The following is an 18718-nucleotide window of genomic DNA, read 5'->3' as shown; positions in this document are numbered from 1 at the left end:
GCTACGAACTTAATTAATGCAAGAAGTGGCGGATATCAGTGAAAACCATTGTGATTCCGAGTTGGTTGGCGGCTTCAATGGAATCTCGATCGCGCATACTTCCTCCCGGTTGGACGATCGCAATTATGCCCGCCTCAGCCGCAGTTTTGACTGAATCGTCGAAGGGGAAGAAACCATCGCTAGCCAAAATCGCTCCTTTGCTTTTGTCTCCTGCTTGTTCCAATGCTAGTTTAACCGAACCGACGCGATTCATTTGTCCGGCGCCGACACCGATTGTAGTGCGATCGCGCGTGACAACGATCGCATTTGATTTGACGTGTTTCGCTACTTTCCAAGCAAACAGCAATTCTTCCAACTCTCCCGCCGTCGGCTGTTTCTCAGTAACAATCCGCCATTTGCTAGTTTGTTCTACTACATTATCTGAGTCTTGCACCAGCAAACCGCCTGCAATTATTTTAACAGTTTGTGGCGGCCCTTGAGTCAAATCTGGCAAAATTAATACTCGAACTTTCGCCTTCTTCTTGATAATTTCTTCGGCTTCTGGTTCGCACCCCGGCGCGACGATACATTCTAAAAATGTTTGAGTTAACGCCGTTGCGGTAGCAGCATCAATCGGGCGATTGAGGGCGACAATTCCGCCGAAAGCTGAGACTGAATCGGTGTCGAAGGCTTTTTGATACGCTTCAGAAATAGTTGTTCCCAAGGCTGTGCCGCAAGGATTTGTATGCTTCAGAATAGCCGCGGCGGGTGTGTCAGGGAATTCTACAATTAGTCGCCTTGCTGCTTCTAAATCTACTAAATTATTGTAGCTTAATTCTTTGCCTTGCAGGATGGTGCTAGTCGTCCAGCCTGTCGGTGTACTTCCGCTTTGATACCAGGTGGCGGCTTGATGGGGATTTTCGCCGTAGCGCAGAGTTTGCAACTCTTTTCCTGATAAATTAAACTCGTCTGGTAGCGAAGAACCTTCAGCGGATTGGCTGCTGCTGAGATAAGTTGCGATCGCGCGATCGTAGTTGGCTGTATGTTTGAAGGTTTCTAGCGCACATCTTTGCCGAAACTCTAAGGATGCTTCGCCGCCATTTTCCCGCAGTTCTTTTAAATAAGTATTGTACTGTTCTGGGTCGCACAAAACTGTCAAATGAGCGTGGTTTTTTGCTGAAGCTCTCAGCATCGCCGGCCCGCCGATATCTATCTGCTCAATGGCGTCTGCTAGAGTAACTCCGGGTTTAGAAATTGTCTCTTCAAATGGATACAAATTGACTACAACTAGATCGATCGCCCGAATTTGATTTGCGGTTAAATCTGCAAGGTCTTCCGGTACATCGCGGCGTGCTAAAATGCCACCGTGGATTCGTGGGTGAAGTGTTTTGACTCGCCCTCCCAAAATTTCGGGGGAACCAGTATATTCCGCAACTTTGGTGACTGGGATGCCTGCTTCTTTGAGGGCCGTTGCTGTCCCGCCACTACTAATTATGTCAAATTCAAATTCTTCTACTAGACTGCGCGCTAAGTCGATTAGTCCGGTTTTATTGGATGTGCTCAGAAGTGCTAGACGTGCCATTGGTTTGAAGTTGCGATCGCAAAAATAGACAGGTTATATTCTATACCAAGTCTGGTGGCAGGCACATGATTTGGTAATGGCTAATTATGATTATTTTTAATAAACAAAGATGAGTTCGCTTATTTTTGCCCAGATTTTTTGTCAAACCTATATAATATTTTATACTGACCAGTGGCTTCTAAATATTTAGGACTTGCGCGTGGAACTGATTATTTTGTGAGTGCGAGGGGGATTGCAGCCCTATCCAGCTTTCACAGTTCGTGTCGCTACGTAAGTGTCAATGTTGTTGAAATTACTTAATAAAACTTAATAGATAATTCTAGGCGATCGCTCTTGAATTTTAACGATGTCTTATGATGAATTCTAAAAGTAATGTGCTAGCATCGGGTGTAAATTGCTCTCTCCCTAAAATTCTAGGAAAATTGGGCGATCGCAACACCTTAATCTAGAAAATAATTTGGTAGGGTTGAAATATGTTTTTTCAAGAAGCCGAGCCCGAAAATAAACTCAGTAATATTAGCAGGAATCATAAAAAAACTGCTCCCAATCAGGCCAATAGAACAGGCTACCAACAGATTTCAAAAAAAAGAGTCCAGAATTCGACCGAGGCCAACATTTCCGAAGCTTATAGTGTTAGTTTGTGCGAATTGCAGCAGATGGAGCGAGCAATGGAACAGCTAAAGCAGGATTTGAAAGCTAGCGAATCTCGGTTTCGGAATGTGATAGAAAAAAATGCCGACGGCATCGCAATCGTTAACAAGCGAGGACTTGTCTGTTTTGCCAACCCGTCAGCAGAAGCGCTGTTTAACTGCAAAGCAGAGGAACTTTTAGGTCAAGCATTTTTTGGCAATTTAGTAGTAGAAGTTTCAGCTTGCGACATTGAGATGGCGACGGATATTATTCCCCAAGTTGGAAAAACAGAAGCACCAGGAACTCGCGTCGTGCAAACAGAAGTTGAAGCTATTCGCAAGCAAAAAGCAAATGCTGTAGTAGAAATGCGGGTGGTGGAAACGGAATGGGATGGAGAAATGGCTTATTTAGCTACGCTGCGGGACATTACCGATCGCAAGCGCGCAGAAGAAATGCTTTGGTTGTACGATCGAGCTATCGCAGCTACTAGCACCGGAGTTACGATTTCTGACGCCACTGACCCCGAAAATCCAATTATTTATTGCAATCCCGCATTTGAAAGCATGACAGGTTATCGGCGACAGGAAATAATCGGAAAAAACGGCCGATTTTTGCACGGAAGCGATACCGACCCGGCGGCAGTAGAAATAATTCGCCAAGCCTTGCAAACAGAAAGCGAATGCAAGGTAATATTAAAGAATTACCGCAAAGACGGAACCGCTTTCTGGAATTGTTTCTCAATATCTCCTGTGCGCGATCGAATGGGAAAATTAACTCATTTTATAGGCGTACAGAGAGACATCACTGAGCGCAAACAAGCCGAAGAAGCCTTGCATAATTCCGAAGCACAAAGCAGAGAACAAGCCGCTCAACTAGCCGCCACACTTGAGCAACTCAAAGCCACTAATTCCCAATTAGTTCAAAGCGAAAAAATGTCTAGTTTGGGATTGCTACTTGCCGGGGTCGCTCACGAAATTAACAACCCAGTCAGCTTCATTTACGGCAATCTCGCTCATCTCACAAATTATACTCAAGACTTGTTTCACCACCTCGAACTTTATCAACAGCACTATCCTAATCCCGTCGCCGAAATTCAGCAGGCAAGAGAAAAAAATGATCTCGATTTTTTAGCTGAAGATTTACCTAAAATACTGTCTTCAATGAGCGTTGGTGTCGAGCGGATTTGCCAGATTGTGCAGTCGCTGCGGAACTTTTCGCGGCATGACGATTCACAGATGAAACCCGTTAACCTCCACGAAGGTATTGACAGCACGCTGTTAATTCTCAATCACCGTTTGAAAGGGAGCGGAGAAAAGCCGCCAATTCAAATTGTCAAACAATACGGAGAATTGCCAACTGTTGAGTGTTTTGCTGGGCCGATAAATCAAGTTTTTATGAATATTCTCAGCAATGCGATCGATGCTTTAGAAGATGCCAACAGTAGGCAAAATTGTCAAGAAATGCTAGAAACTCCCAGCCAGATTAGGATTGGTACGGAAGTTGTCGGCAATTTTGTAGAAATTAAAATTGCCGACAACGGGCCGGGAATACCTGAGCAAGTCAAACAGCAGATATTCGATACATTTTTTACTACCAAACCCATTGGCAAAGGCACGGGAATGGGTTTGTCAATTAGCTATCAAATTATTGTAGAAAGACACAAAGGCGAATTAAATTGTACTTCGGAATTGGGCAAGGGCACGGAATTTACTATCAGAATTCCGATCGCACCTTAGTGCAGAATGTGCAATCCGCGCCTTACCAACGTGATATATAGGCAAGCAAGCGAGCGGGACGCTCGCACTCCTAAAAAACGAGAAAAATCGTTTTTTCTCGTTCCCAGACTCTGGCTGGGAACGCATACTTAGAGGCTCTGCCTCCCCATTCTAGAAACAATTTCAGGGTGTTTTTCGGCTCACATTACCCGCATAAAAAGCGAATTAAAAAACCTCTGCACCCTCCAACTTCTTAAAAGTTTCAACCTTAGCCCTCGCCGCTTCCCCGCAAGTCTTCGGCGTCGGAAACATCTTCCCAGGATTCGCCAAACCTTTCGGATTAAACACCTGGCGCACCCACTGCATCGTCTCCAAATCTACCTCCGAAAACATATCCGGCATAAAACACTTCTTGTCAGCGCCGATGCCGTGTTCCCCCGAAAGACTTCCCCCAACTTTCACGCAAAGCCTGAGAATTTCCCCGCCCAATTCTTCCACCTTTTCCAGCGCACCTTTTACCGAGTTATCGTACAGAATCAGCGGGTGCAAATTCCCGTCTCCCGCATGAAATACATTAGCAATTCGATAACCGTATTTCTCGCTCAAGCCCTCAATTTCTTTCAAAACATAAGCCATTTGCGTTCGTGGAATCACGCCGTCTTGCACGTAATAATCCGGGCTGAGATGACCCGCCGCCGCAAAAGCAGCTTTCCGCCCTTTCCAAATTTTTAGGCGCGTTTCCGCGTCGGTTGCCGTGGTGATATTTCGTGCTCCGTTATGCTTGCAAATATCAGCAATCCGCTGTTTGTTTGTGGCAACTTCCACTTCTAAACCGTCGATTTCTACGAGGAGAATTGCCGCCGCATCGCGGGGATAACATCCAGTTGCTACCACATCTTCCACAGCATTGATGCTGATGTTATCCATAATTTCCATGCCGCCGGGAATAATACCAGCGCTGATAATATCGGAAACTGATTCGCCCGCTGCTTCTATACTGGAAAAATCCGCTAGGAGAACGCAAATCGATTCCGGCGCTTTGAGAATTCGTAAAGTAACTTCTGTGGCGATTCCTAATGTGCCTTCGGAACCGACAAATACACCAGTTAAATCGTAACCGGGCATTTCGGAAATTTCGCCACCGACATCGACAATTGAACCGTCGGGAAGTACCAATTTTAATCCTAAAACGTGATTTGTTGTGACTCCGTATTTGAGGCAGTGAACGCCGCCAGAATTTTCGGCAACGTTGCCGCCAATCGAACAAATAATTTGACTGGAAGGATCGGGGGCGTAGTAGAAACCGGCGCCGCTAACTGCTTGCGTTACCCAGTTATTAATTACTCCCGGTTGCACGACTACTTGCTGATTTTCTAAGTCTACTTTCAGGATTTTTCGCATCAGGGCAGTAACAATCAGCACGCAGTTTTCTACAGGCAAAGCGCCGCCGGAAAGGCCGGTGCCTGCGCCTCTAGCCACCCAGGGAATTGAGTTGCGATCGCATATTTTGACCACTTGCGCCACTTCCTCGGTAGTTCGAGGCAATACCACCAGGGCGGGGCGCTGGCGGTAGCTGGCGAGTCCGTCGCACTCGTAGACAATCAATTCTTCGCGGCGCTGCACGACGCCATTTTTGCCAACTACAGCCTCGAATTCTTTAATAACGGGTTTCCAGTTGCGTTCTGTTTCTACGGCTATCATTAGTGATTTTTATTAGGGAACTATCAATAATATTGTTGCAAATTTTACTAAGTTTAGCCAATTATTTTTCTAAGGGTTGCAATATTGACACAGGGAAGGATCGGCAGTGTCTCGACCGTCGGGAAATAGTTTTTCTTTAGTATAACCGCAGTTTTTGCATTTATAGATTGCCGATCGCACTAGCTGAGTCGGAAAATAGCAAAGTCCGCAGGGCAATCCGATTTTCGTCTCAGCAATATCGAACCCCGGCCAACCGCACTCCGGGCAGAATTGCTTAAATTTTTTAACTAAATCGAGAGTTGCATTTTCGATGTTTTTCATCCGAGTTGGATTGTACATCGCCCGCATATCTGTTTCGATGTGAACTCGGCCGGTTGACGATTTTTTTAAGCCTGCTGTAACAGCGTCAAAAAGTTTTTTTTCTGTCCTAATTCCCTTGACAATTTCGCCGTTACCGAGGGCAGCGTCGCCAACTACAACCACCAGTCCATGTTCGGGAAATCCCGCTTTTTTCGCAAAATCATCTGCTTCTTGTATACTGGAAACTAACTGGTGACTGTAGTTAGTTTCCACGGAGAAAGAGTCACCGATTAGTTCTAGATTGTTGGTTCGATCTAATAAAATTACGATTTCTCTGTTAGCTGGCAGATACGGCATCATTGGGTGAGGGCCGAAAAAACCTTCGCTGGCAAAGGCAAGAGTTTCGCCCGCAATTTCTAGGGCTTTTTGTGCTTTATGGCGAGCCGCTTCTATTTGTGTTCCTAAGCGTTTAACTTCTCTGGTGAAGGTGCCGAATGCGTCAGTGTCAAGCGCCGCAGGTACTAGGATATTTACGCCCAATTCTCGTTCCAAAATGGGAGCCATTACCCGTTCTTTTTGGTGCATGGTAGCAATAACTGCGGTGCGATAGCTCAATAATTGATTGGGATTCACAGGCTCATAAATATTAGACATACAGCAGCATCATTTTAGGAAAAAAAACTCACATACACCCTTTCCACCGCCCCACAACCGATAGAAACCCTGACTTAACTTGCGAGTAAAAATTTTAGACCTCAGTTAAATATTCATGATATTCACCTGTGGACTTAATTTAAAATTCTTCAATCTAAAATCTAAAATCTAAAATCTAAAATCTAAAATCTAAAATCGTATTAGTTCCCTCCAGTCACTCCCCCAGCTTGACCTCTGAGTACAAAAATTACTCCTGTCATAATTAGCCCCACGCCTACCAACCGCAGCGGCGGCAAAGGCTCGTGAAATATCAGTTTGCCACCTAAAACAGTAAACAAGTAACTAATTGACAGTAAAGGTGAGACTATGCTAAGGTGTGCCCGCGACAAAACTACAATAAAGCCGATCGAAGAAATTGCATACAAAGAAAGACCACTTACTATCAAAGGCTCAGTAGCCATTGCTATAATTTTTTCTATTAAATTAGCAGCGCCAATGGGCCCTAATATTTTAGCTCCTGCCTTCAGACTGAATTGACCGGCGACGCCGCACAATATTGCAGCCAGCAATAACAAAAACACGCTTCTATTCATAAGTTTATTAACCTATAGTACAATCAAAAATTGCCGTTCCCAAAACCGGAAAAACTTTAATTAAGTTTTGCTAGGTTTTATTCACCACTAATATTTTTAGCAGAGATACAGGAAAATCAAGTATGGTCGATCGCGATCGAGAGTGGAACCCATATATGGCAGAGCCGACCAACCCAACCGGAGAATATACTCTAGAACTATCGATACTCATGCCTTGTCTGAACGAAGCAGAAACTTTAGAAATCTGCATCGAGAAGGCACAGAAGTTCCTGCGCGAACTTGATATGGCCGGCGAGATCATCATAGCAGACAACGGCAGCACTGACGGTTCTCAAGATATCGCTACCAGAATGGGAGCGAGAGTTCTGCCCGTAGCAGCTAAAGGCTAAGGCAGCGCTCTGATGGGAGGAATCATCGCAGCCCGCGGAGTTTATATTATCATGGGCGATGCTGACGACAGCTACAATTTTTCCAACCTCGGCGCTTTTGTCAACAAATTGCGAGAAGGTTTCGACTTAGTGATGGGAAACCGCTTTCAAGGGGGCATCAAACCGGGTGCAATGCCGCCGCTGCACAAATATTTAGGAAATCCGGTGCTGACATGGGTTGGGCGGCTATTTTTTGCAAGTCCCGTCGGCGATTTTCACTGCGGACTCAGGGGTTTTAGGAGAGACTCAATTTTGAAACTCGACTTGCAAACAACGGGGATGGAATTTGCTAGCGAAATGGTAGTCAAGGCCTCTGTATACAAGCTGCGGATAACTGAAATCTCAACCGTACTTTCTCCCGACGGGCGCAGCCGTCCGCCGCACTTGCGAACTTGGCGAGATGGCTGGCGGCACCTGCGATTTTTGCTGCTTTACAGTCCTCGGTGGCTGTTTTTGTATCCGGGTACTGCGCTGATGATTGGGGGCATAATTATCGTGGTTTGGCTGTTACCCGGTACTCAAAAGATTGGGAGTATCAGCTTTGATGTACACACGTTGCTTTATGGTGCGATCGCAATTATCATCGGTTTTCAAGCAGTAACTTTCGCTTTTTTCACCAAAATTTTCGCCATCAGCGAGAAATTCCTGCCGGAAGACCCCAAAGTCAACAAAATATTTCGCTATGTCACCCTAGAGACAGGATTGATTGTCGGAGTCACGCTGATATTAATCGGAATAGTTGGCTCGTTCTTGTCATTAACTATCTGGAGCGAAACGGCTTTTGGTACTCTCGACCCTTCTAAAACTCTGCGTTTGGTTATTCCCTCGCTCACTTGCCTGACTGTCGGTTTGCAGATGGTTTTGTCGAGCTTTTTTCTCAGCGTGCTGAGCTTGAAGCGTAGGTGATCACATTAAAGTTACTGGCAACCGTCCTCAAAACTAAATTTCCATGCAGAGGAAGTTCAGGGCGATCGCCATGCAGGCAACATCGGGGCGATCGCAATGCAGGCAAAATCAGGGCCGCAGGAGCCAAATTTCAGACTATCTGGTATAATAAAATAGCCAGCTCTAATAATTTTCAATAGCTATGAACTATGAAAACTCAAGAACTTCGCCAGAATCTTAAGCAATCCATAGATCGCTTATCTCCTGAACGGCTGATCGTTGTGGCTGATTTCTTAGCTTATTTAGCAGAACGTGAAAGCAATGAAGCTACGGTGGAATTATTAAAAATTCCCGGTTTTCTTGAAGTATTTAATAAAGCCCAAAAAGATGTAGCAGCAGGTAAGGTGACGACCGTTGAGCAACTCAAACGAAAATACTGATGAAAGTCTAAAGTTTTATTCAGTCGTTCTTAGCTTTGATGCTCAGGAGTTTTTTGAAGAAGCATCAGCTTCTTTACAACGCAAGCTAGATATAGCAACCCTAAATCATTCGCCTAATTATTGTAGGGGCAATCCCCCTGTGGTTGCCCCGATAGATAGGGGGTAGGCACGGGGAGTAGGGGTAGCACTACCCCTACAAATTTACATGAATGATTTAGGATTGCTATAGATGTTTTGAGATGTTGAAAACTGACCCTCGCAGTCATCCAAATATTAAGCAACTCAAAGGCGAATTAGCTGGATACTATCGCTATCGCGTTGGAGATTATCGGGTAGTTTATGAAATTGATGATGAGCAAAAGCGTGTGGTTGTGACTGTTATTGCTCATCGTCGTGAAGTGTATTAGGGCGCACTTTGGGAAGAAAAGGGCGATCGCACATTTATTTATTCACTGCTTTTTACGTGATGTTCAACATACGAGCGCAGCACAGCGTTCATTAAAGATTGATAGCCTTTTCCTTGGCTTTTAAACCAATCTAATACATCGCTATCAACTCTTAAAGAAATAGCTTGTTTTGTCAGTGGTGTTACGAGTTTTGCTTTTGCCCAAAAATTCGCATCTAATTCAGGAATATCAGAGGTATCGATCGCAGATTCTGGAATATTTTCTAATTTTTCAAGTCGTTTGCGCGAGATAGTCATATTCAAAGTACCTAAAAATGTATATACAAAGCGTATATACTTAGAGTATAGCATAAAGGGCGATCGGATACTCACTCAGGCGGGCCAAAGCGATCGGGCAAGTCATCAAGAGTTAACCGGCGCGATCGCAAAAAATTTGCCAAAGCTTTCATCTGGGCAATTGTGAATGTCGGCACGTTATCTCCGGCTTCCCAGCGACTCACAGTGCGTACCGATGTCCCAATTTGCCGAGCAAATTCTTCTTGGGACATTCCTAACTCATCTCTGAGTTTTTTCAGCGGTGATTCGCCAGCTTCTTCTTGAGGTTGTCTTCGCTTAATCATTACAAAATGTGACATAGTGTCTAGACTACTTGACAAAACAACTTTGTCCAGACACTATGTCTATATAGACAGCAAAAGGGCAGAGTACGGGAAATCAGCCCTGCCTTTCTAGTGTCTCATTTTGTCCGCAATCTATTGCAGAACTAGGATGAACTACAAACAACAACTTTACCCGTGGGTGATTTACCGCCACCTGCCCAACCTGCAACGCCTGACTGTGGCGCGTTTTCGCCGCCGAAACGACGCCGAGGAACACTTGCGGATTATCAAAAGATTGCTGCCGTAAGCGGAGTTTGCGAGATCCTTTGAGGTGAATTCGCAACAGCTAACAAATTGTGCAAGATAGTATAAGAGCGATCGAACTTTGGGAATAAAAGGGCGATCGCTTTTCCCATAATTTTAAATGGAGATATAATAGAGAGCAAGCAAAAACTCTTACAACCAAATCTATGTTTACTTATAGCAAGGTACTGAATCAAGTTAAAAGCCTCACGCTTGCAGACAAACTGCGGTTATTAGAAGAATTGAAAAAGATGATTCAGTTACGGGAAGAAGTTGCCGAAGATGATGAAGTAATTTCAGCAGAAGAAATAGCAGAGAGCGAGGCTGCTTGGCAAGATTACCAAGCTGGTCGCGATCGGGGGATATCCTCCCAAGAACTCAAAGTGAAGCTATTTGGAGAAAAAAATTGAGTGACTACATTCTCCTGAAAGCAGCAGAACGCTATTTATCGCGAATGCAACCGGATGACCAAGTACGAATTGTCAAGGCTTTAGATACTTTAGTAAGTGACGATAGAGGGCTTGACATTAAGCAACTTAAAGGTCGTCCTGAATTAAGGCTGCGAGTGGGTAAATATCGGATACTTTTTGTAGAAGACAGGGAAAATCAAGTATATGTTGTGACTGCGATTAATTCTAGGGGGGATGTTTACAAATAAGGGGGCTCGCACTTTCTTTGGGGAAGAAAAGGGCGATCGCACTTCCCTCGATCCTAAATTGCTATAATAACAATCAGCCAAAAAATCTCAACATAAAGCCTATGTCTACTTATAGCGAGGTACTGAGTCAGGCTCAAAATCTTACTCCTGACGAGCAACAGCAGCTTTTAGAAGTATTGTCAGCTTTGATGCGCGATCGGGTAACAACCCAAACTCAGGGTAAACGATCGGAAATTGATGCAGGACTGATTGAAATGGTACAAGATCCAGAGTATCAAGCTCAAGTGCTACAGATCGAGGCTGAGTTTGCGGTAGCGAGTTGGGAAGCGCTGCAATTGGGAGAATCTCCTGTATGAACCGGGGAGAAGTCTATGATGCTAGACTTGAATTTGTTGAGGGTTCTGAACAAGGAGGAACCCGTCCTGTTATCATCAAAGTTAAGGAACTAGCAGGAGTTAGAGAAAATTACTCTAAAAATGGATAGCTAAGTTACAGATACAACCGTACTAAAGTTGCTATTATTTATTATTGATAATCCCACAGACTAGGAGATTAAGATGCAAGTCAAAGACATGACAGTTGACCAATTGCGGGACTTAATTAGGCATACCGTGGAACAGTGTTTAGAAGAATATTTGGGCGATCCTGATGCAGGTTTAGAAGTTAAGGAAGAAGTCAAGCAGAAATTGTTAGAGTCAACGAAGCGCAAACAAGCAGGAAAAAGTAGCGTCGAACCTGGGGAAGTTTATCAAAAACTCGGCATAAAATAGTAATGAGCTATTCGGTTGAGTTGACTGCAGAAGCTCTGGTTAACCAAGAAAGATTGACTCAGGCTGTGCAGGAGCGTATAGGTAATAAAATCAATTGGTTGGCGGAAAATTTTGAACAAATTACTCCTATGCCGTTGTCGGCTAATCTGGCAGGTTTCTTTAAGTTAAGAGTGGGTGATTATCGGGTAATTTATTCTTTTGATGATGATTTAAAGGTGATTACTATTCACCAGATTGGACACCGGAGAGAAATTTATGATTAACTGAAGTGCGATCGGACTTTGGGAAAATAAGGGCGATCGTACTTTAGGAAGAAAAGGGCGATCGTACTTTGGGAAAATCAGGGCTATCGCACTTCCCTCGATCCTAAATTGCTATAATGACAATCAGCCCAAAAATCTCAACATAAAGCCTATGTCTACTTATAGCGAGGTACTGAGTCAGGCTCAAAATCTTACTCCTGACGAGCAACAGCAGCTTTTAGAAGTATTGTCAGCTTTGATGCGCGATCGGGTAACAACCCAGACTCAGAGTAGCAGTGAAAGATTGCCCAGGAAAAATTTAAAGAGATGGCGAGGTTTTTTGCCGTATCGTGTGGATGCTTTGGAATTCCAGTTGCAACTTAGAGAAGAATGGGATGATTAATAAATATCTTCTCGATACCAACATTCTGATTTACTACTTCTATGACGAGCCGGAGGTTCAGCCTATATTTGATGAGATTGAAGCTGGAGATGCAGAGGCATTTTACTCTCCGATTAGTTGGGTGGAGTTACTTTGTTACCCGGCATTGACAGAAGAACAAGCGAATGAGATGCGAGAATTTTTGAGGCTTCTTAAGTGCGTATCATTGACAGAATCAGTGTTAGATAGTGCAGCCCATATTCGCCGAGATTATCGCTTAAAACTAGGTGATGGTGTAATTGCCGCCTGTGCTTTAGTTGAGGGATGTGTTTTGGTGACTCGCAATGCTAAGGATTTTAAGCGTGTTAATGGGTTAACTATATTGAATCCATTTGATTAGGTAAAAGAAGGGGCGATCGTACTTTGGGGAAGATAAGGGCGATCGCTTTTCCCCGAATCCCGAATTGAGATATAATAAATACCCCGCCAAAAAATCAACGAAATTTAGTGTAAGTTAAGATAGCCTATGTTGACTATTGAACAGATAGAAAATGCGATTCTCCAACTTCCGCCCAACAAGATTGGAGAGTTGTTAGAATGGTTTCTAAATTTGGATTACCAACGATGGGATGTTCAGTTAGAGAAAGATATTGCTGAGGGTAAACTGGATGCTTTAGCAGCAGAGGCGATCGCAGATTTTGAGAGTGGTAACTATCGAGAGATTTAATGCACTATACGAAGGAGAAAATTTTGGGATTGTTACAATGCTTTGCCATCAAATGTACAAGCTACAGCAGATCAGTGTTATGAGTTGCTGAAGGCAGATCCGTCTCATCCTTCTCTGCATTTTAAGAAGGTTGGTAATTATTGGTCTGTAAGGGCCGGACAGGCTTATCGGGCGTTGGGTGTTGAAATTGAAACAGGCATTTTGTGGTTTTGGATTGGTACTCACGCAGAGTACGATCGGCTGATAGGAAAATAATGCCGGTGGTGAAAAAATACAGGTTGCGATCGCCTACCTGATGACTTAAAATAGAAGAGACATAGAGCTGCGTGGTCAAAATGGACAGAATCTCCGTCAACCCTCAAATTCACTTCGGTAAGCCTTGCATAATGGGTACGCGCATTACTGTACAAAGCGTTCTCGAATTACTAAATGAAGGGCTTTCTTTTGGAGAAATTATCCGAGACTACTATCCCGATCTGGAAATGGATGATATTCGGGCGTGCTTGCGTTATGCGATCGCACTGGTGGCGGCTGAAGATGTGCATTTGGCATTAGCTTAAATTATGAAATTTCTGATTGATCAAGATGTGTATGCTGTCACCACAAAGTTTTTGATTGATGCAGGACATGATGTAATTGTGGTCGCTCAAATGGGTTTAGCGCAAGCAAGTGATGAAGAAATACTGAGAGTAGCGCAAGCAGAAAATCGTATCCTGGTTACGCGAGACAGAGATTACGGAAATCTTGTTTTTGTGAGGGCGATCGGAACAGGTGTGATTTACCTTCGAGTCTTACCTAAAATGGTGAATGAAGTTCATAAGGAACTAGCAGGAGTTATAGAAAATTACTCTGAAGTAGAACTAAAAGGGGCATTTGTGGTTGTAGAACCTGATGGATATCGGTTTAGAAAACCGCTTAGATAGGGTGTTAATTAGTTTGGTGTGGGAAAGCAAAGGGCGATCGCGCTTTGGGGAAATAAGGGCGATCGCGCTTTGGGGAAATAAGGGCGATCGTACTTGGGGAAGATAAGGGCGATCGCACTTGGGGGAATAAGGGCGATCGTACTTGGGGAAATAAGGGCGATCGTACTTGGGGAAGATAAGGGCGATCGTATTTGCCTAGCTCCTAAATTGCTATAATGACAATCAGCCCAAAAATCTTAATGAAGAGTCTATGTCTACTTACAGCACGGTACTGACTCAGGTTCTCAAACTTGCACCAGATGAGCAAATGCGACTCATCTCTGAATTGTTTGCACATATTCGTCAACGGGTGATTCCTAAGCCGAAGCGCAGTATTTTAGAATTATCAGGTTTGGGTAAGGAAATTTGGCATGGGATTGATGCTCAAGAATATGTCGATCGGGAAAGAGATTCATGGAATGGATAGCTCAGTTACAGGGACAAGTTGTCGGATTGGATACTGCGCCTCTGATTTACTTTATGGAGCAAAATCCAAAATATCTAGAGATGATGCTGCTTTTCTTTAAATCGTTTAATCGCGGTGATTTTAGGATAGTGACATCAACAGTAACGCTCGTAGAAGTGCTAGTTCATCCCCTGCGACAGAAAAATACTGCCTTGGCTCAAGAATATCGTGAAATATTGATGAATCAAGAAAGTTTAACTGTTGTTGAATTAACTCCAGATATTGCTGAAACAGCGGCACAACTGAGAGCAACTTACAATTTGCGATCGCCCGATTCCATTCAAATGGCTACAGCTATCCGTGAGGGTGCTTCGTTTTTCTTGACAAATGATGCGCGGTTGCCTTCTTTACCGGGGTTAACGGTTTTAGTGTTGGAGAATTTGAGAAGTTGAGGGAGTATTTTTGGATGGGAAGAGAGGGGCGATCGTACTTTGGGAAGATAAGGGCGATCGTACTTTGGGAAAGATAAGGGCGATCGTACTTCCCGACTGCTTAACTTCGATCGTGATTGTAAACCAGCCAAACAGCGTGGATCATGCCGGGAATCCACGTAAAAACAAATGTGAGCACCAGGCTGATCCAAAAATGAATGCCAAGCCCAACCGTCAAAAATACGCCCAGCGGGGGAAACAAAATCGCCGCGACTACGTGGCTCATCTGAACGGGGCTTTGCTTATTATCACTGATACTGCTGTCACTACTTCCTTCCGCATTCCTCAGTATGTTAGCCCACATCATAGCCTCCTGGGATGCCTTAGTATCTCCCTGAGCCTGGGATAATCTAGCTGCTGTATCGAAGTCTGAAGCGGCGCTTTTCATATCATCTAATGACATATAAGCTCCACCTCGTCCATAGTAAGCTCTATAGTAATTACGATCTCTGCGAATTACCTCTGTAAAGTCGATAATTGCTTCATGGTAATTTTCGAGGTCTTTGTGACAACAGCCTCTTCTTTGGTGGATTTTAATATCTTCTGGGTCTAAACGAATGCTTTGGTTAAAATCTTGAAGCGCTGCCTGATAGTTTTTTAACTTAATATAAATATCGCCTCTCAAAGTGTATGCTATCTCATTCACGTCACTATTATTAATAGATAAAGCTTGATTGCAATCATCTAGTGCCCTCTGTAAGTTACCTGTAATCTCAAATAAGGATGCACGAAATGAATAACCTTGAGCAGAATTAGGTTGAAGTTTCAAAAATTCATTGCAATCTTTAATAGCTTCTTGATTATTTCCCAACTTTTGCCATGCAATTTGTCTGTACCAGTAAACTTGCGAGTCATTGGGGGTTAGTTGCAATAATCGGTTGCAGTCTTCAATAGCTGCTTGGTAATTTTGACTTTGAATATGTAACTTTGCCCTGATCCGTAATTCTTCACTTTGATCCGAATTATTCATGTTAAATAGTTCCTTTTAAAACTGTACTAACTTTTAACTTCTCGGCTACGCATCCACTCAGCTAAACGCTCTAGCTGCTGTCTTAAAAAGCTCTTGATAACCGGCTGCCTTTTCACATAGTTAGCGACGCTAGGGCTAATCTTGTAGTATAAGCTGACTAACACTTGACCAACAGGATTGGTTAAAAGTTTTTTGTCCCGGAAATTGCGGAAGGTGTCGATGTCTGGGTGTGCGGAAGTGCAGTAAGCTGCTGTGGCAATGAAGCAAGAGCTACTAGAACTACTACTAATAATAACTCCTTTGGATGGCACAAGAAATGTTTCATAGGAACAACATTCTTCATAGTATGAAACCATTTCTCTAAATATGGGATCGTCTGAATTGTCAATAATAGCTTGATGGCTTTTTTCTAAAAAAGCTTTAGCTTCAGCAAATTCAATTTCATCAGCATCTAATTCTATTTCTTGTTTTAATTTCTGATAAAAAATAAGTTGTTCAGCACTTAATAATTTTTCATTTTCACCAATGGTCTTTACTATTTCTTCAAAGATTTTAAGGAATACTGATAATTTGTAAGGTTCCTTGAGTTTCGTATAACACTTTTTAATTTGGCCTACTATGTCAACAACAAATAAAAGTAAAAAGACTTGGGTTTTTGGAGATAATGCAGCACTATCTAACGCGCAAAAACCAAAAAAATTCTCGAAAGAGTATAAACTAAAATTGTATTTTTCAAGAGCCTTTTTATAGTATCCTAATTTTTGATATTTTTTAGCTTCCAAGCAAGAAGCTTTAGCATCCTCAAGCCTCTTGAAGGTAGTATCTTTATATATATAATCACCTTCATTTAGGTTAAACATTTTTCCACTCCAAATTGATATTTTCAACAACAAGCCAGTACATTTTTGTGATCGATCGCCCAACCTTTAACTTTTCCTGTCAATGTGGGCGATCGCAAGTTTTCTCAATCAATCCTTCCATTTCTGAAGCGTAGTTGCGTAGAAATTCGCTTTACGCCAAGCTTCATCAGCGGATGAGGCTTTACCAGCAGATTCATTACCAACATATACTTCGCCAGTATCTTCATCCCAATAATAATCGTAAGAAGAATCTGTCGGCGTTTTAACTGTACCCATGTGTTTTCTAGCCATAACTACTCCATTGATGTTTGTAAGATTCAACTCAATCTCAGTATTAACTGAACTCTGACTAGCAGGTTTGGTGAAGTTATCGTCTAACATTTAACCTTTGCTATAAATGTTGGCGGGCGCGTTCCATTAACCCTCTAACCTTTTCATAATAAAAGCGTCATATCTGATTAATTGAAAACCGCCGGAGTTATCTTAATCCCCTTTTGATTGGCTACATAAACTCTGTGTCTTCCACTATAAACTTCGTAAGGTGGTGTACCTTTATGGAGAGTTATAGGATCTGTTTCGTCGTGAAGCAGACTTGAGATAGAGTCAGGAGAATTTTCTATTGACCTTATTTTTCCTTCAATGAGTTCGCTTCTATTTGGAACTCGAATATCTGACATTTTTACAGGGACAGTTTCCATTTGGTTGAGTTCTGTAACGCTGAATATGGTATGTTCATGAGGTTGAGCAAGTCAGAGATGTCGGGACTGACCCCAGACGCCCCGCAAATACCAGAAATATCGACAAGCCCGGATGTGGCCCGATCGCCCTCAGTGCAACCAACCTCTACTCCAAAAATCATACAATGACCACTTTGGCCCATCCCCCACCCACTCACTTTAGAAAATGTTATATTTTGTTATCTAAAAAGTTATAAAAAATAAGTTATAATAACTAAAAATTACCCCAAACGCGATCTATGGAGCTTAAGGAAGTCTTAAGATTTGCCGATGACAAAGTTTTTTCCAAAACAGGGAAGCACTTAGACGACCTGCAAGAAGCTATTTTAAAAGAAGTCCTCCAAGGTCGAAAATATACAACAAAAGTAGCCCAAGACCGTGATTGTAGTGAAGGTTATGTTAGGGTGGCCGCTTCTGAATTATGGAAGATACTATCAGATGTCTTCGGGGAAGATGTTAGTAAAGTAAATGTTAGAGCGATACTGGAAAGAGCAAAATTTTATAATAGTTATTCATCAGCTATTGCTAAAAATTATGGAACAGTTAATAATAACCTTAATGTTTGTCAAGAAAGGGCGAGAAGTCCCACAGAAGCTCAAAACCCCCAACAAACTCCAACCCAACTCCACATAGACTTAGGCGACGCACCGGAAATATTCACGTTTTTCGATCGCACTTCCGAACTCTCCACCCTCGAAAACTGGATAACACAGGATCGCACTCGCCTCATCGCACTCCTCGGAATCAGCGGCATCGGCAAAACAACCCTCTCCCTAAGCCTGATCGATCGCATCAAAACCCAATTCGATTACGTCATCTATCGCAGCCTCCGCTTTTCCCCAACCCTCGATGCAACCCTTACCAACCTGCTGCAAATATTTTCCCAACAATCAGAAATTCCCCAAAACATCGAAACCAAAATTTCCCAAATCCTCGATTACCTGCGAAAAAACCGATGTCTGATTGTCCTCGATGACGTACAGATGCTTTTGGGCAGCGGGCAAGTAGCGGGACAATATAAAACTGGATATGAAGATTATCAGTTGTTTTTTAAACTAATTGCCGAAGTTTGTCATCAAAGCTGTTTGATATTGAATAGTTGGGAAAAACCCAGAGAAATTGCCAGATTATCAAAAGATCATCATCCCGTGCGATCTTTTGTATTGGGAAGTTTAGGAGAAGCAGCTAAAGAAATTTTGAACTCACAAAAGTTATCCGATGCAGGGTAAGAGCATCTCAATCAGCCTTGACAAAAGGATTTGAGAAGAAGCATCATGTATTCATCATTCATTGCAGCC

General features: G+C 43.0%; 29 protein-coding genes and 1 pseudogene. 21 read left to right on the top strand and 9 right to left on the bottom strand.

The window, feature by feature from the left end; translation table 11 throughout:
* Positions 1–13: 13 nt before the first annotated feature.
* Entirely contained in the window at positions 14–1561 is a 1548-nt protein-coding gene (purH, locus tag QUB12_RS21375; protein WP_333308281.1) for a bifunctional phosphoribosylaminoimidazolecarboxamide formyltransferase/IMP cyclohydrolase, read from the bottom strand.
* 473 nt (positions 1562–2034) lie between these two features.
* Here purH and QUB12_RS21370 point away from each other — a divergent pair, with 473 nt between their 5' ends.
* Entirely contained in the window at positions 2035–3927 is a 1893-nt protein-coding gene (locus QUB12_RS21370) for a PAS domain S-box protein (RefSeq protein WP_333308279.1), read from the top strand.
* A 204-nt stretch (positions 3928–4131) separates the two neighbouring features.
* On the opposite strand, the gene glcD is transcribed toward QUB12_RS21370, so the two are convergent.
* The 3 genes from glcD to QUB12_RS21355 form a co-directional block, all read right to left on the bottom strand.
* Positions 4132–5607: a glycolate oxidase subunit GlcD gene (gene glcD / locus QUB12_RS21365; protein WP_333308277.1), complete on the bottom strand. Its 1476-nt coding sequence runs from the start codon at positions 5605–5607 to the stop codon at positions 4132–4134.
* Between the two features lie 69 nt (positions 5608–5676).
* The gene (locus QUB12_RS21360) at positions 5677–6561 is read right to left on the bottom strand and encodes a DUF6671 family protein (protein WP_333143138.1); all 885 of its coding nucleotides are present in this window, start codon (positions 6559–6561) and stop codon (positions 5677–5679) included.
* A gap of 200 nt (positions 6562–6761) precedes the next feature.
* Complete coding sequence (locus tag QUB12_RS21355; protein ID WP_333143137.1) at positions 6762–7154, bottom strand: transporter; 393 nt, start codon at positions 7152–7154, stop codon at positions 6762–6764.
* A 122-nt stretch (positions 7155–7276) separates the two neighbouring features.
* Here QUB12_RS21355 and QUB12_RS21350 point away from each other — a divergent pair.
* From QUB12_RS21350 to QUB12_RS21340, 3 genes and pseudogenes are all read left to right on the top strand, one after another.
* Positions 7277–8488, top strand: a pseudogene (locus tag QUB12_RS21350) (glycosyltransferase).
* Positions 8489–8676: 188 nt separating this feature from the next.
* Positions 8677–8907 (top strand): hypothetical protein, encoded by a 231-nt coding sequence (locus tag QUB12_RS21345; RefSeq protein WP_333143136.1) that lies wholly within the window; start codon positions 8677–8679, stop codon positions 8905–8907.
* A gap of 239 nt (positions 8908–9146) precedes the next feature.
* Positions 9147–9314, top strand: a complete 168-nt coding sequence (locus QUB12_RS21340) for a type II toxin-antitoxin system RelE/ParE family toxin (protein ID WP_333143135.1) — start codon at positions 9147–9149, stop codon at positions 9312–9314.
* Positions 9315–9352: 38 nt separating this feature from the next.
* Here the strand turns inward: QUB12_RS21340 and QUB12_RS21335 are convergent, their stop codons facing one another.
* Together QUB12_RS21335 and QUB12_RS21330 are read right to left on the bottom strand one after the other, a co-directional pair.
* Entirely contained in the window at positions 9353–9610 is a 258-nt protein-coding gene (locus tag QUB12_RS21335; protein ID WP_333109585.1) for a BrnA antitoxin family protein, read from the bottom strand.
* A gap of 71 nt (positions 9611–9681) precedes the next feature.
* Positions 9682–9933, bottom strand: coding sequence for a helix-turn-helix transcriptional regulator (locus QUB12_RS21330; protein ID WP_333143134.1), 252 nt, complete (start codon positions 9931–9933; stop codon positions 9682–9684).
* A 148-nt stretch (positions 9934–10081) separates the two neighbouring features.
* Here QUB12_RS21330 and QUB12_RS21325 point away from each other — a divergent pair, with 148 nt between their 5' ends.
* From QUB12_RS21325 to QUB12_RS21250, 16 genes are all read left to right on the top strand, one after another.
* A complete protein-coding gene (locus QUB12_RS21325) occupies positions 10082–10219 on the top strand; it encodes a hypothetical protein (protein WP_333143133.1) in 138 nt (45 codons plus the stop codon).
* 163 nt (positions 10220–10382) lie between these two features.
* Positions 10383–10625, top strand: a complete 243-nt coding sequence (locus QUB12_RS21320) for a hypothetical protein (RefSeq protein ID WP_333143132.1) — start codon at positions 10383–10385, stop codon at positions 10623–10625.
* On the top strand, positions 10622–10873 hold the full coding sequence (locus QUB12_RS21315; protein ID WP_333143131.1) for a type II toxin-antitoxin system RelE/ParE family toxin: 252 nt from the start codon (positions 10622–10624) through the stop codon (positions 10871–10873). The genes QUB12_RS21320 and QUB12_RS21315 overlap by 4 nt, the downstream gene beginning before the upstream one ends.
* A 101-nt stretch (positions 10874–10974) precedes the next feature.
* Positions 10975–11229 carry a hypothetical protein gene (locus QUB12_RS21310; RefSeq protein WP_333308274.1) on the top strand — a complete coding sequence of 85 codons (255 nt, stop codon included), beginning with the start codon at positions 10975–10977 and terminating at the stop codon, positions 11227–11229.
* Positions 11226–11357, top strand: coding sequence for a hypothetical protein (locus tag QUB12_RS21305; RefSeq protein ID WP_333143129.1), 132 nt, complete (start codon positions 11226–11228; stop codon positions 11355–11357). Before QUB12_RS21310 ends, QUB12_RS21305 begins: the two co-directional genes overlap by 4 nt.
* A gap of 73 nt (positions 11358–11430) precedes the next feature.
* Positions 11431–11643, top strand: coding sequence for a hypothetical protein (locus tag QUB12_RS21300; protein WP_333143128.1), 213 nt, complete (start codon positions 11431–11433; stop codon positions 11641–11643).
* Positions 11644–11645: 2 nt separating this feature from the next.
* Positions 11646–11906 carry a type II toxin-antitoxin system RelE family toxin gene (locus QUB12_RS21295; RefSeq protein ID WP_333054057.1) on the top strand — a complete coding sequence of 87 codons (261 nt, stop codon included), beginning with the start codon at positions 11646–11648 and terminating at the stop codon, positions 11904–11906.
* 151 nt (positions 11907–12057) lie between these two features.
* Positions 12058–12288: a hypothetical protein gene (locus tag QUB12_RS21290; protein ID WP_333109591.1), complete on the top strand. Its 231-nt coding sequence runs from the start codon at positions 12058–12060 to the stop codon at positions 12286–12288.
* Positions 12281–12667 (top strand): type II toxin-antitoxin system VapC family toxin, encoded by a 387-nt coding sequence (locus QUB12_RS21285; RefSeq protein WP_333143127.1) that lies wholly within the window; start codon positions 12281–12283, stop codon positions 12665–12667. The genes QUB12_RS21290 and QUB12_RS21285 overlap by 8 nt, the downstream gene beginning before the upstream one ends.
* A 126-nt stretch (positions 12668–12793) precedes the next feature.
* Entirely contained in the window at positions 12794–12994 is a 201-nt protein-coding gene (locus QUB12_RS21280) for a hypothetical protein (RefSeq protein WP_333143126.1), read from the top strand.
* 42 nt (positions 12995–13036) lie between these two features.
* Positions 13037–13249, top strand: coding sequence for a ParE family toxin-like protein (locus QUB12_RS21275; RefSeq protein WP_333143125.1), 213 nt, complete (start codon positions 13037–13039; stop codon positions 13247–13249).
* An 80-nt stretch (positions 13250–13329) separates the two neighbouring features.
* Positions 13330–13554 (top strand): DUF433 domain-containing protein, encoded by a 225-nt coding sequence (locus QUB12_RS21270; RefSeq protein WP_333031785.1) that lies wholly within the window; start codon positions 13330–13332, stop codon positions 13552–13554.
* A 3-nt stretch (positions 13555–13557) separates the two neighbouring features.
* Positions 13558–13917, top strand: coding sequence for a DUF5615 family PIN-like protein (locus tag QUB12_RS21265; protein WP_333102749.1), 360 nt, complete (start codon positions 13558–13560; stop codon positions 13915–13917).
* Complete coding sequence (locus tag QUB12_RS21260) at positions 13886–14023, top strand: hypothetical protein (RefSeq protein WP_333143124.1); 138 nt, start codon at positions 13886–13888, stop codon at positions 14021–14023. The genes QUB12_RS21265 and QUB12_RS21260 overlap by 32 nt, the downstream gene beginning before the upstream one ends.
* A 144-nt stretch (positions 14024–14167) precedes the next feature.
* The gene (locus QUB12_RS21255) at positions 14168–14383 is read left to right on the top strand and encodes a hypothetical protein (protein ID WP_333102747.1); all 216 of its coding nucleotides are present in this window, start codon (positions 14168–14170) and stop codon (positions 14381–14383) included.
* Positions 14371–14814: a PIN domain-containing protein gene (locus QUB12_RS21250; protein WP_333102745.1), complete on the top strand. Its 444-nt coding sequence runs from the start codon at positions 14371–14373 to the stop codon at positions 14812–14814. The genes QUB12_RS21255 and QUB12_RS21250 overlap by 13 nt, the downstream gene beginning before the upstream one ends.
* Positions 14815–14914: 100 nt before the next feature.
* On the opposite strand, the gene QUB12_RS21245 is transcribed toward QUB12_RS21250, so the two are convergent.
* The 3 genes from QUB12_RS21245 to QUB12_RS21235 all read right to left on the bottom strand — a co-directional run bounded on the left by QUB12_RS21245 (position 14915) and on the right by QUB12_RS21235 (position 16974).
* Positions 14915–15823: a YqaE/Pmp3 family membrane protein gene (locus tag QUB12_RS21245; protein ID WP_333143123.1), complete on the bottom strand. Its 909-nt coding sequence runs from the start codon at positions 15821–15823 to the stop codon at positions 14915–14917.
* Between the two features lie 26 nt (positions 15824–15849).
* On the bottom strand, positions 15850–16683 hold the full coding sequence (locus tag QUB12_RS21240) for a CFI-box-CTERM domain-containing protein (protein ID WP_333308272.1): 834 nt from the start codon (positions 16681–16683) through the stop codon (positions 15850–15852).
* A 108-nt stretch (positions 16684–16791) separates the two neighbouring features.
* Complete coding sequence (locus QUB12_RS21235; protein ID WP_333308270.1) at positions 16792–16974, bottom strand: hypothetical protein; 183 nt, start codon at positions 16972–16974, stop codon at positions 16792–16794.
* Positions 16975–17659: 685 nt separating this feature from the next.
* Between QUB12_RS21235 and QUB12_RS21230 the strand changes: the two genes are divergently transcribed.
* Complete coding sequence (locus QUB12_RS21230) at positions 17660–18649, top strand: ATP-binding protein (protein ID WP_333308268.1); 990 nt, start codon at positions 17660–17662, stop codon at positions 18647–18649.
* Positions 18650–18718: the final 69 nt, after the last annotated feature.

The sequence above is a fragment of the Microcoleus sp. B7-D4 genome, assembly GCF_036705125.1.
In the GTDB taxonomy this organism is placed as follows: Bacteria; Cyanobacteriota; Cyanobacteriia; order Cyanobacteriales; family Microcoleaceae; genus Microcoleus.
The sequence above is the reverse complement of the archived record's forward strand: the minus strand, read 5'-3'. Positions and strand labels throughout refer to the sequence as shown.

Excerpts from the sequence above, each read along its gene's own strand:
- QUB12_RS21285 (WP_333143127.1), top strand. The coding sequence starts at position 12,281 with ATGATTAATAAATATCTTCTCGATACCAACATTCTGATTTACTACTTC.
- QUB12_RS21250 (WP_333102745.1), top strand. The coding sequence starts at position 14,371 with ATGGAATGGATAGCTCAGTTACAGGGACAAGTTGTCGGATTGGATACT.
- QUB12_RS21230 (WP_333308268.1), top strand. The coding sequence starts at position 17,660 with ATGGAGCTTAAGGAAGTCTTAAGATTTGCCGATGACAAAGTTTTTTCC.
- QUB12_RS21320 (WP_333143132.1), top strand. The coding sequence starts at position 10,383 with ATGTTTACTTATAGCAAGGTACTGAATCAAGTTAAAAGCCTCACGCTT.
- QUB12_RS21355 (WP_333143137.1), bottom strand. The coding sequence starts at position 7,154 with ATGAATAGAAGCGTGTTTTTGTTATTGCTGGCTGCAATATTGTGCGGC.
- purH (WP_333308281.1), bottom strand. The coding sequence starts at position 1,561 with ATGGCACGTCTAGCACTTCTGAGCACATCCAATAAAACCGGACTAATC.
- QUB12_RS21370 (WP_333308279.1), top strand. The coding sequence starts at position 2,035 with ATGTTTTTTCAAGAAGCCGAGCCCGAAAATAAACTCAGTAATATTAGC.
- QUB12_RS21290 (WP_333109591.1), top strand. The coding sequence starts at position 12,058 with ATGTCTACTTATAGCGAGGTACTGAGTCAGGCTCAAAATCTTACTCCT.
- QUB12_RS21330 (WP_333143134.1), bottom strand. The coding sequence starts at position 9,933 with ATGATTAAGCGAAGACAACCTCAAGAAGAAGCTGGCGAATCACCGCTG.
- QUB12_RS21345 (WP_333143136.1), top strand. The coding sequence starts at position 8,677 with ATGAAAACTCAAGAACTTCGCCAGAATCTTAAGCAATCCATAGATCGC.
- QUB12_RS21255 (WP_333102747.1), top strand. The coding sequence starts at position 14,168 with ATGTCTACTTACAGCACGGTACTGACTCAGGTTCTCAAACTTGCACCA.
- QUB12_RS21325 (WP_333143133.1), top strand. The coding sequence starts at position 10,082 with ATGAACTACAAACAACAACTTTACCCGTGGGTGATTTACCGCCACCTG.
- QUB12_RS21280 (WP_333143126.1), top strand. The coding sequence starts at position 12,794 with ATGTTGACTATTGAACAGATAGAAAATGCGATTCTCCAACTTCCGCCC.
- QUB12_RS21235 (WP_333308270.1), bottom strand. The coding sequence starts at position 16,974 with ATGGCTAGAAAACACATGGGTACAGTTAAAACGCCGACAGATTCTTCT.
- QUB12_RS21270 (WP_333031785.1), top strand. The coding sequence starts at position 13,330 with ATGGACAGAATCTCCGTCAACCCTCAAATTCACTTCGGTAAGCCTTGC.
- QUB12_RS21265 (WP_333102749.1), top strand. The coding sequence starts at position 13,558 with ATGAAATTTCTGATTGATCAAGATGTGTATGCTGTCACCACAAAGTTT.
- QUB12_RS21240 (WP_333308272.1), bottom strand. The coding sequence starts at position 16,683 with ATGTTTAACCTAAATGAAGGTGATTATATATATAAAGATACTACCTTC.
- QUB12_RS21310 (WP_333308274.1), top strand. The coding sequence starts at position 10,975 with ATGTCTACTTATAGCGAGGTACTGAGTCAGGCTCAAAATCTTACTCCT.
- QUB12_RS21245 (WP_333143123.1), bottom strand. The coding sequence starts at position 15,823 with ATGAATAATTCGGATCAAAGTGAAGAATTACGGATCAGGGCAAAGTTA.
- QUB12_RS21335 (WP_333109585.1), bottom strand. The coding sequence starts at position 9,610 with ATGACTATCTCGCGCAAACGACTTGAAAAATTAGAAAATATTCCAGAA.
- QUB12_RS21300 (WP_333143128.1), top strand. The coding sequence starts at position 11,431 with ATGCAAGTCAAAGACATGACAGTTGACCAATTGCGGGACTTAATTAGG.
- QUB12_RS21360 (WP_333143138.1), bottom strand. The coding sequence starts at position 6,561 with ATGTCTAATATTTATGAGCCTGTGAATCCCAATCAATTATTGAGCTAT.
- glcD (WP_333308277.1), bottom strand. The coding sequence starts at position 5,607 with ATGATAGCCGTAGAAACAGAACGCAACTGGAAACCCGTTATTAAAGAA.
- QUB12_RS21295 (WP_333054057.1), top strand. The coding sequence starts at position 11,646 with ATGAGCTATTCGGTTGAGTTGACTGCAGAAGCTCTGGTTAACCAAGAA.
- QUB12_RS21340 (WP_333143135.1), top strand. The coding sequence starts at position 9,147 with ATGTTGAAAACTGACCCTCGCAGTCATCCAAATATTAAGCAACTCAAA.
- QUB12_RS21260 (WP_333143124.1), top strand. The coding sequence starts at position 13,886 with ATGGATATCGGTTTAGAAAACCGCTTAGATAGGGTGTTAATTAGTTTG.
- QUB12_RS21305 (WP_333143129.1), top strand. The coding sequence starts at position 11,226 with ATGAACCGGGGAGAAGTCTATGATGCTAGACTTGAATTTGTTGAGGGT.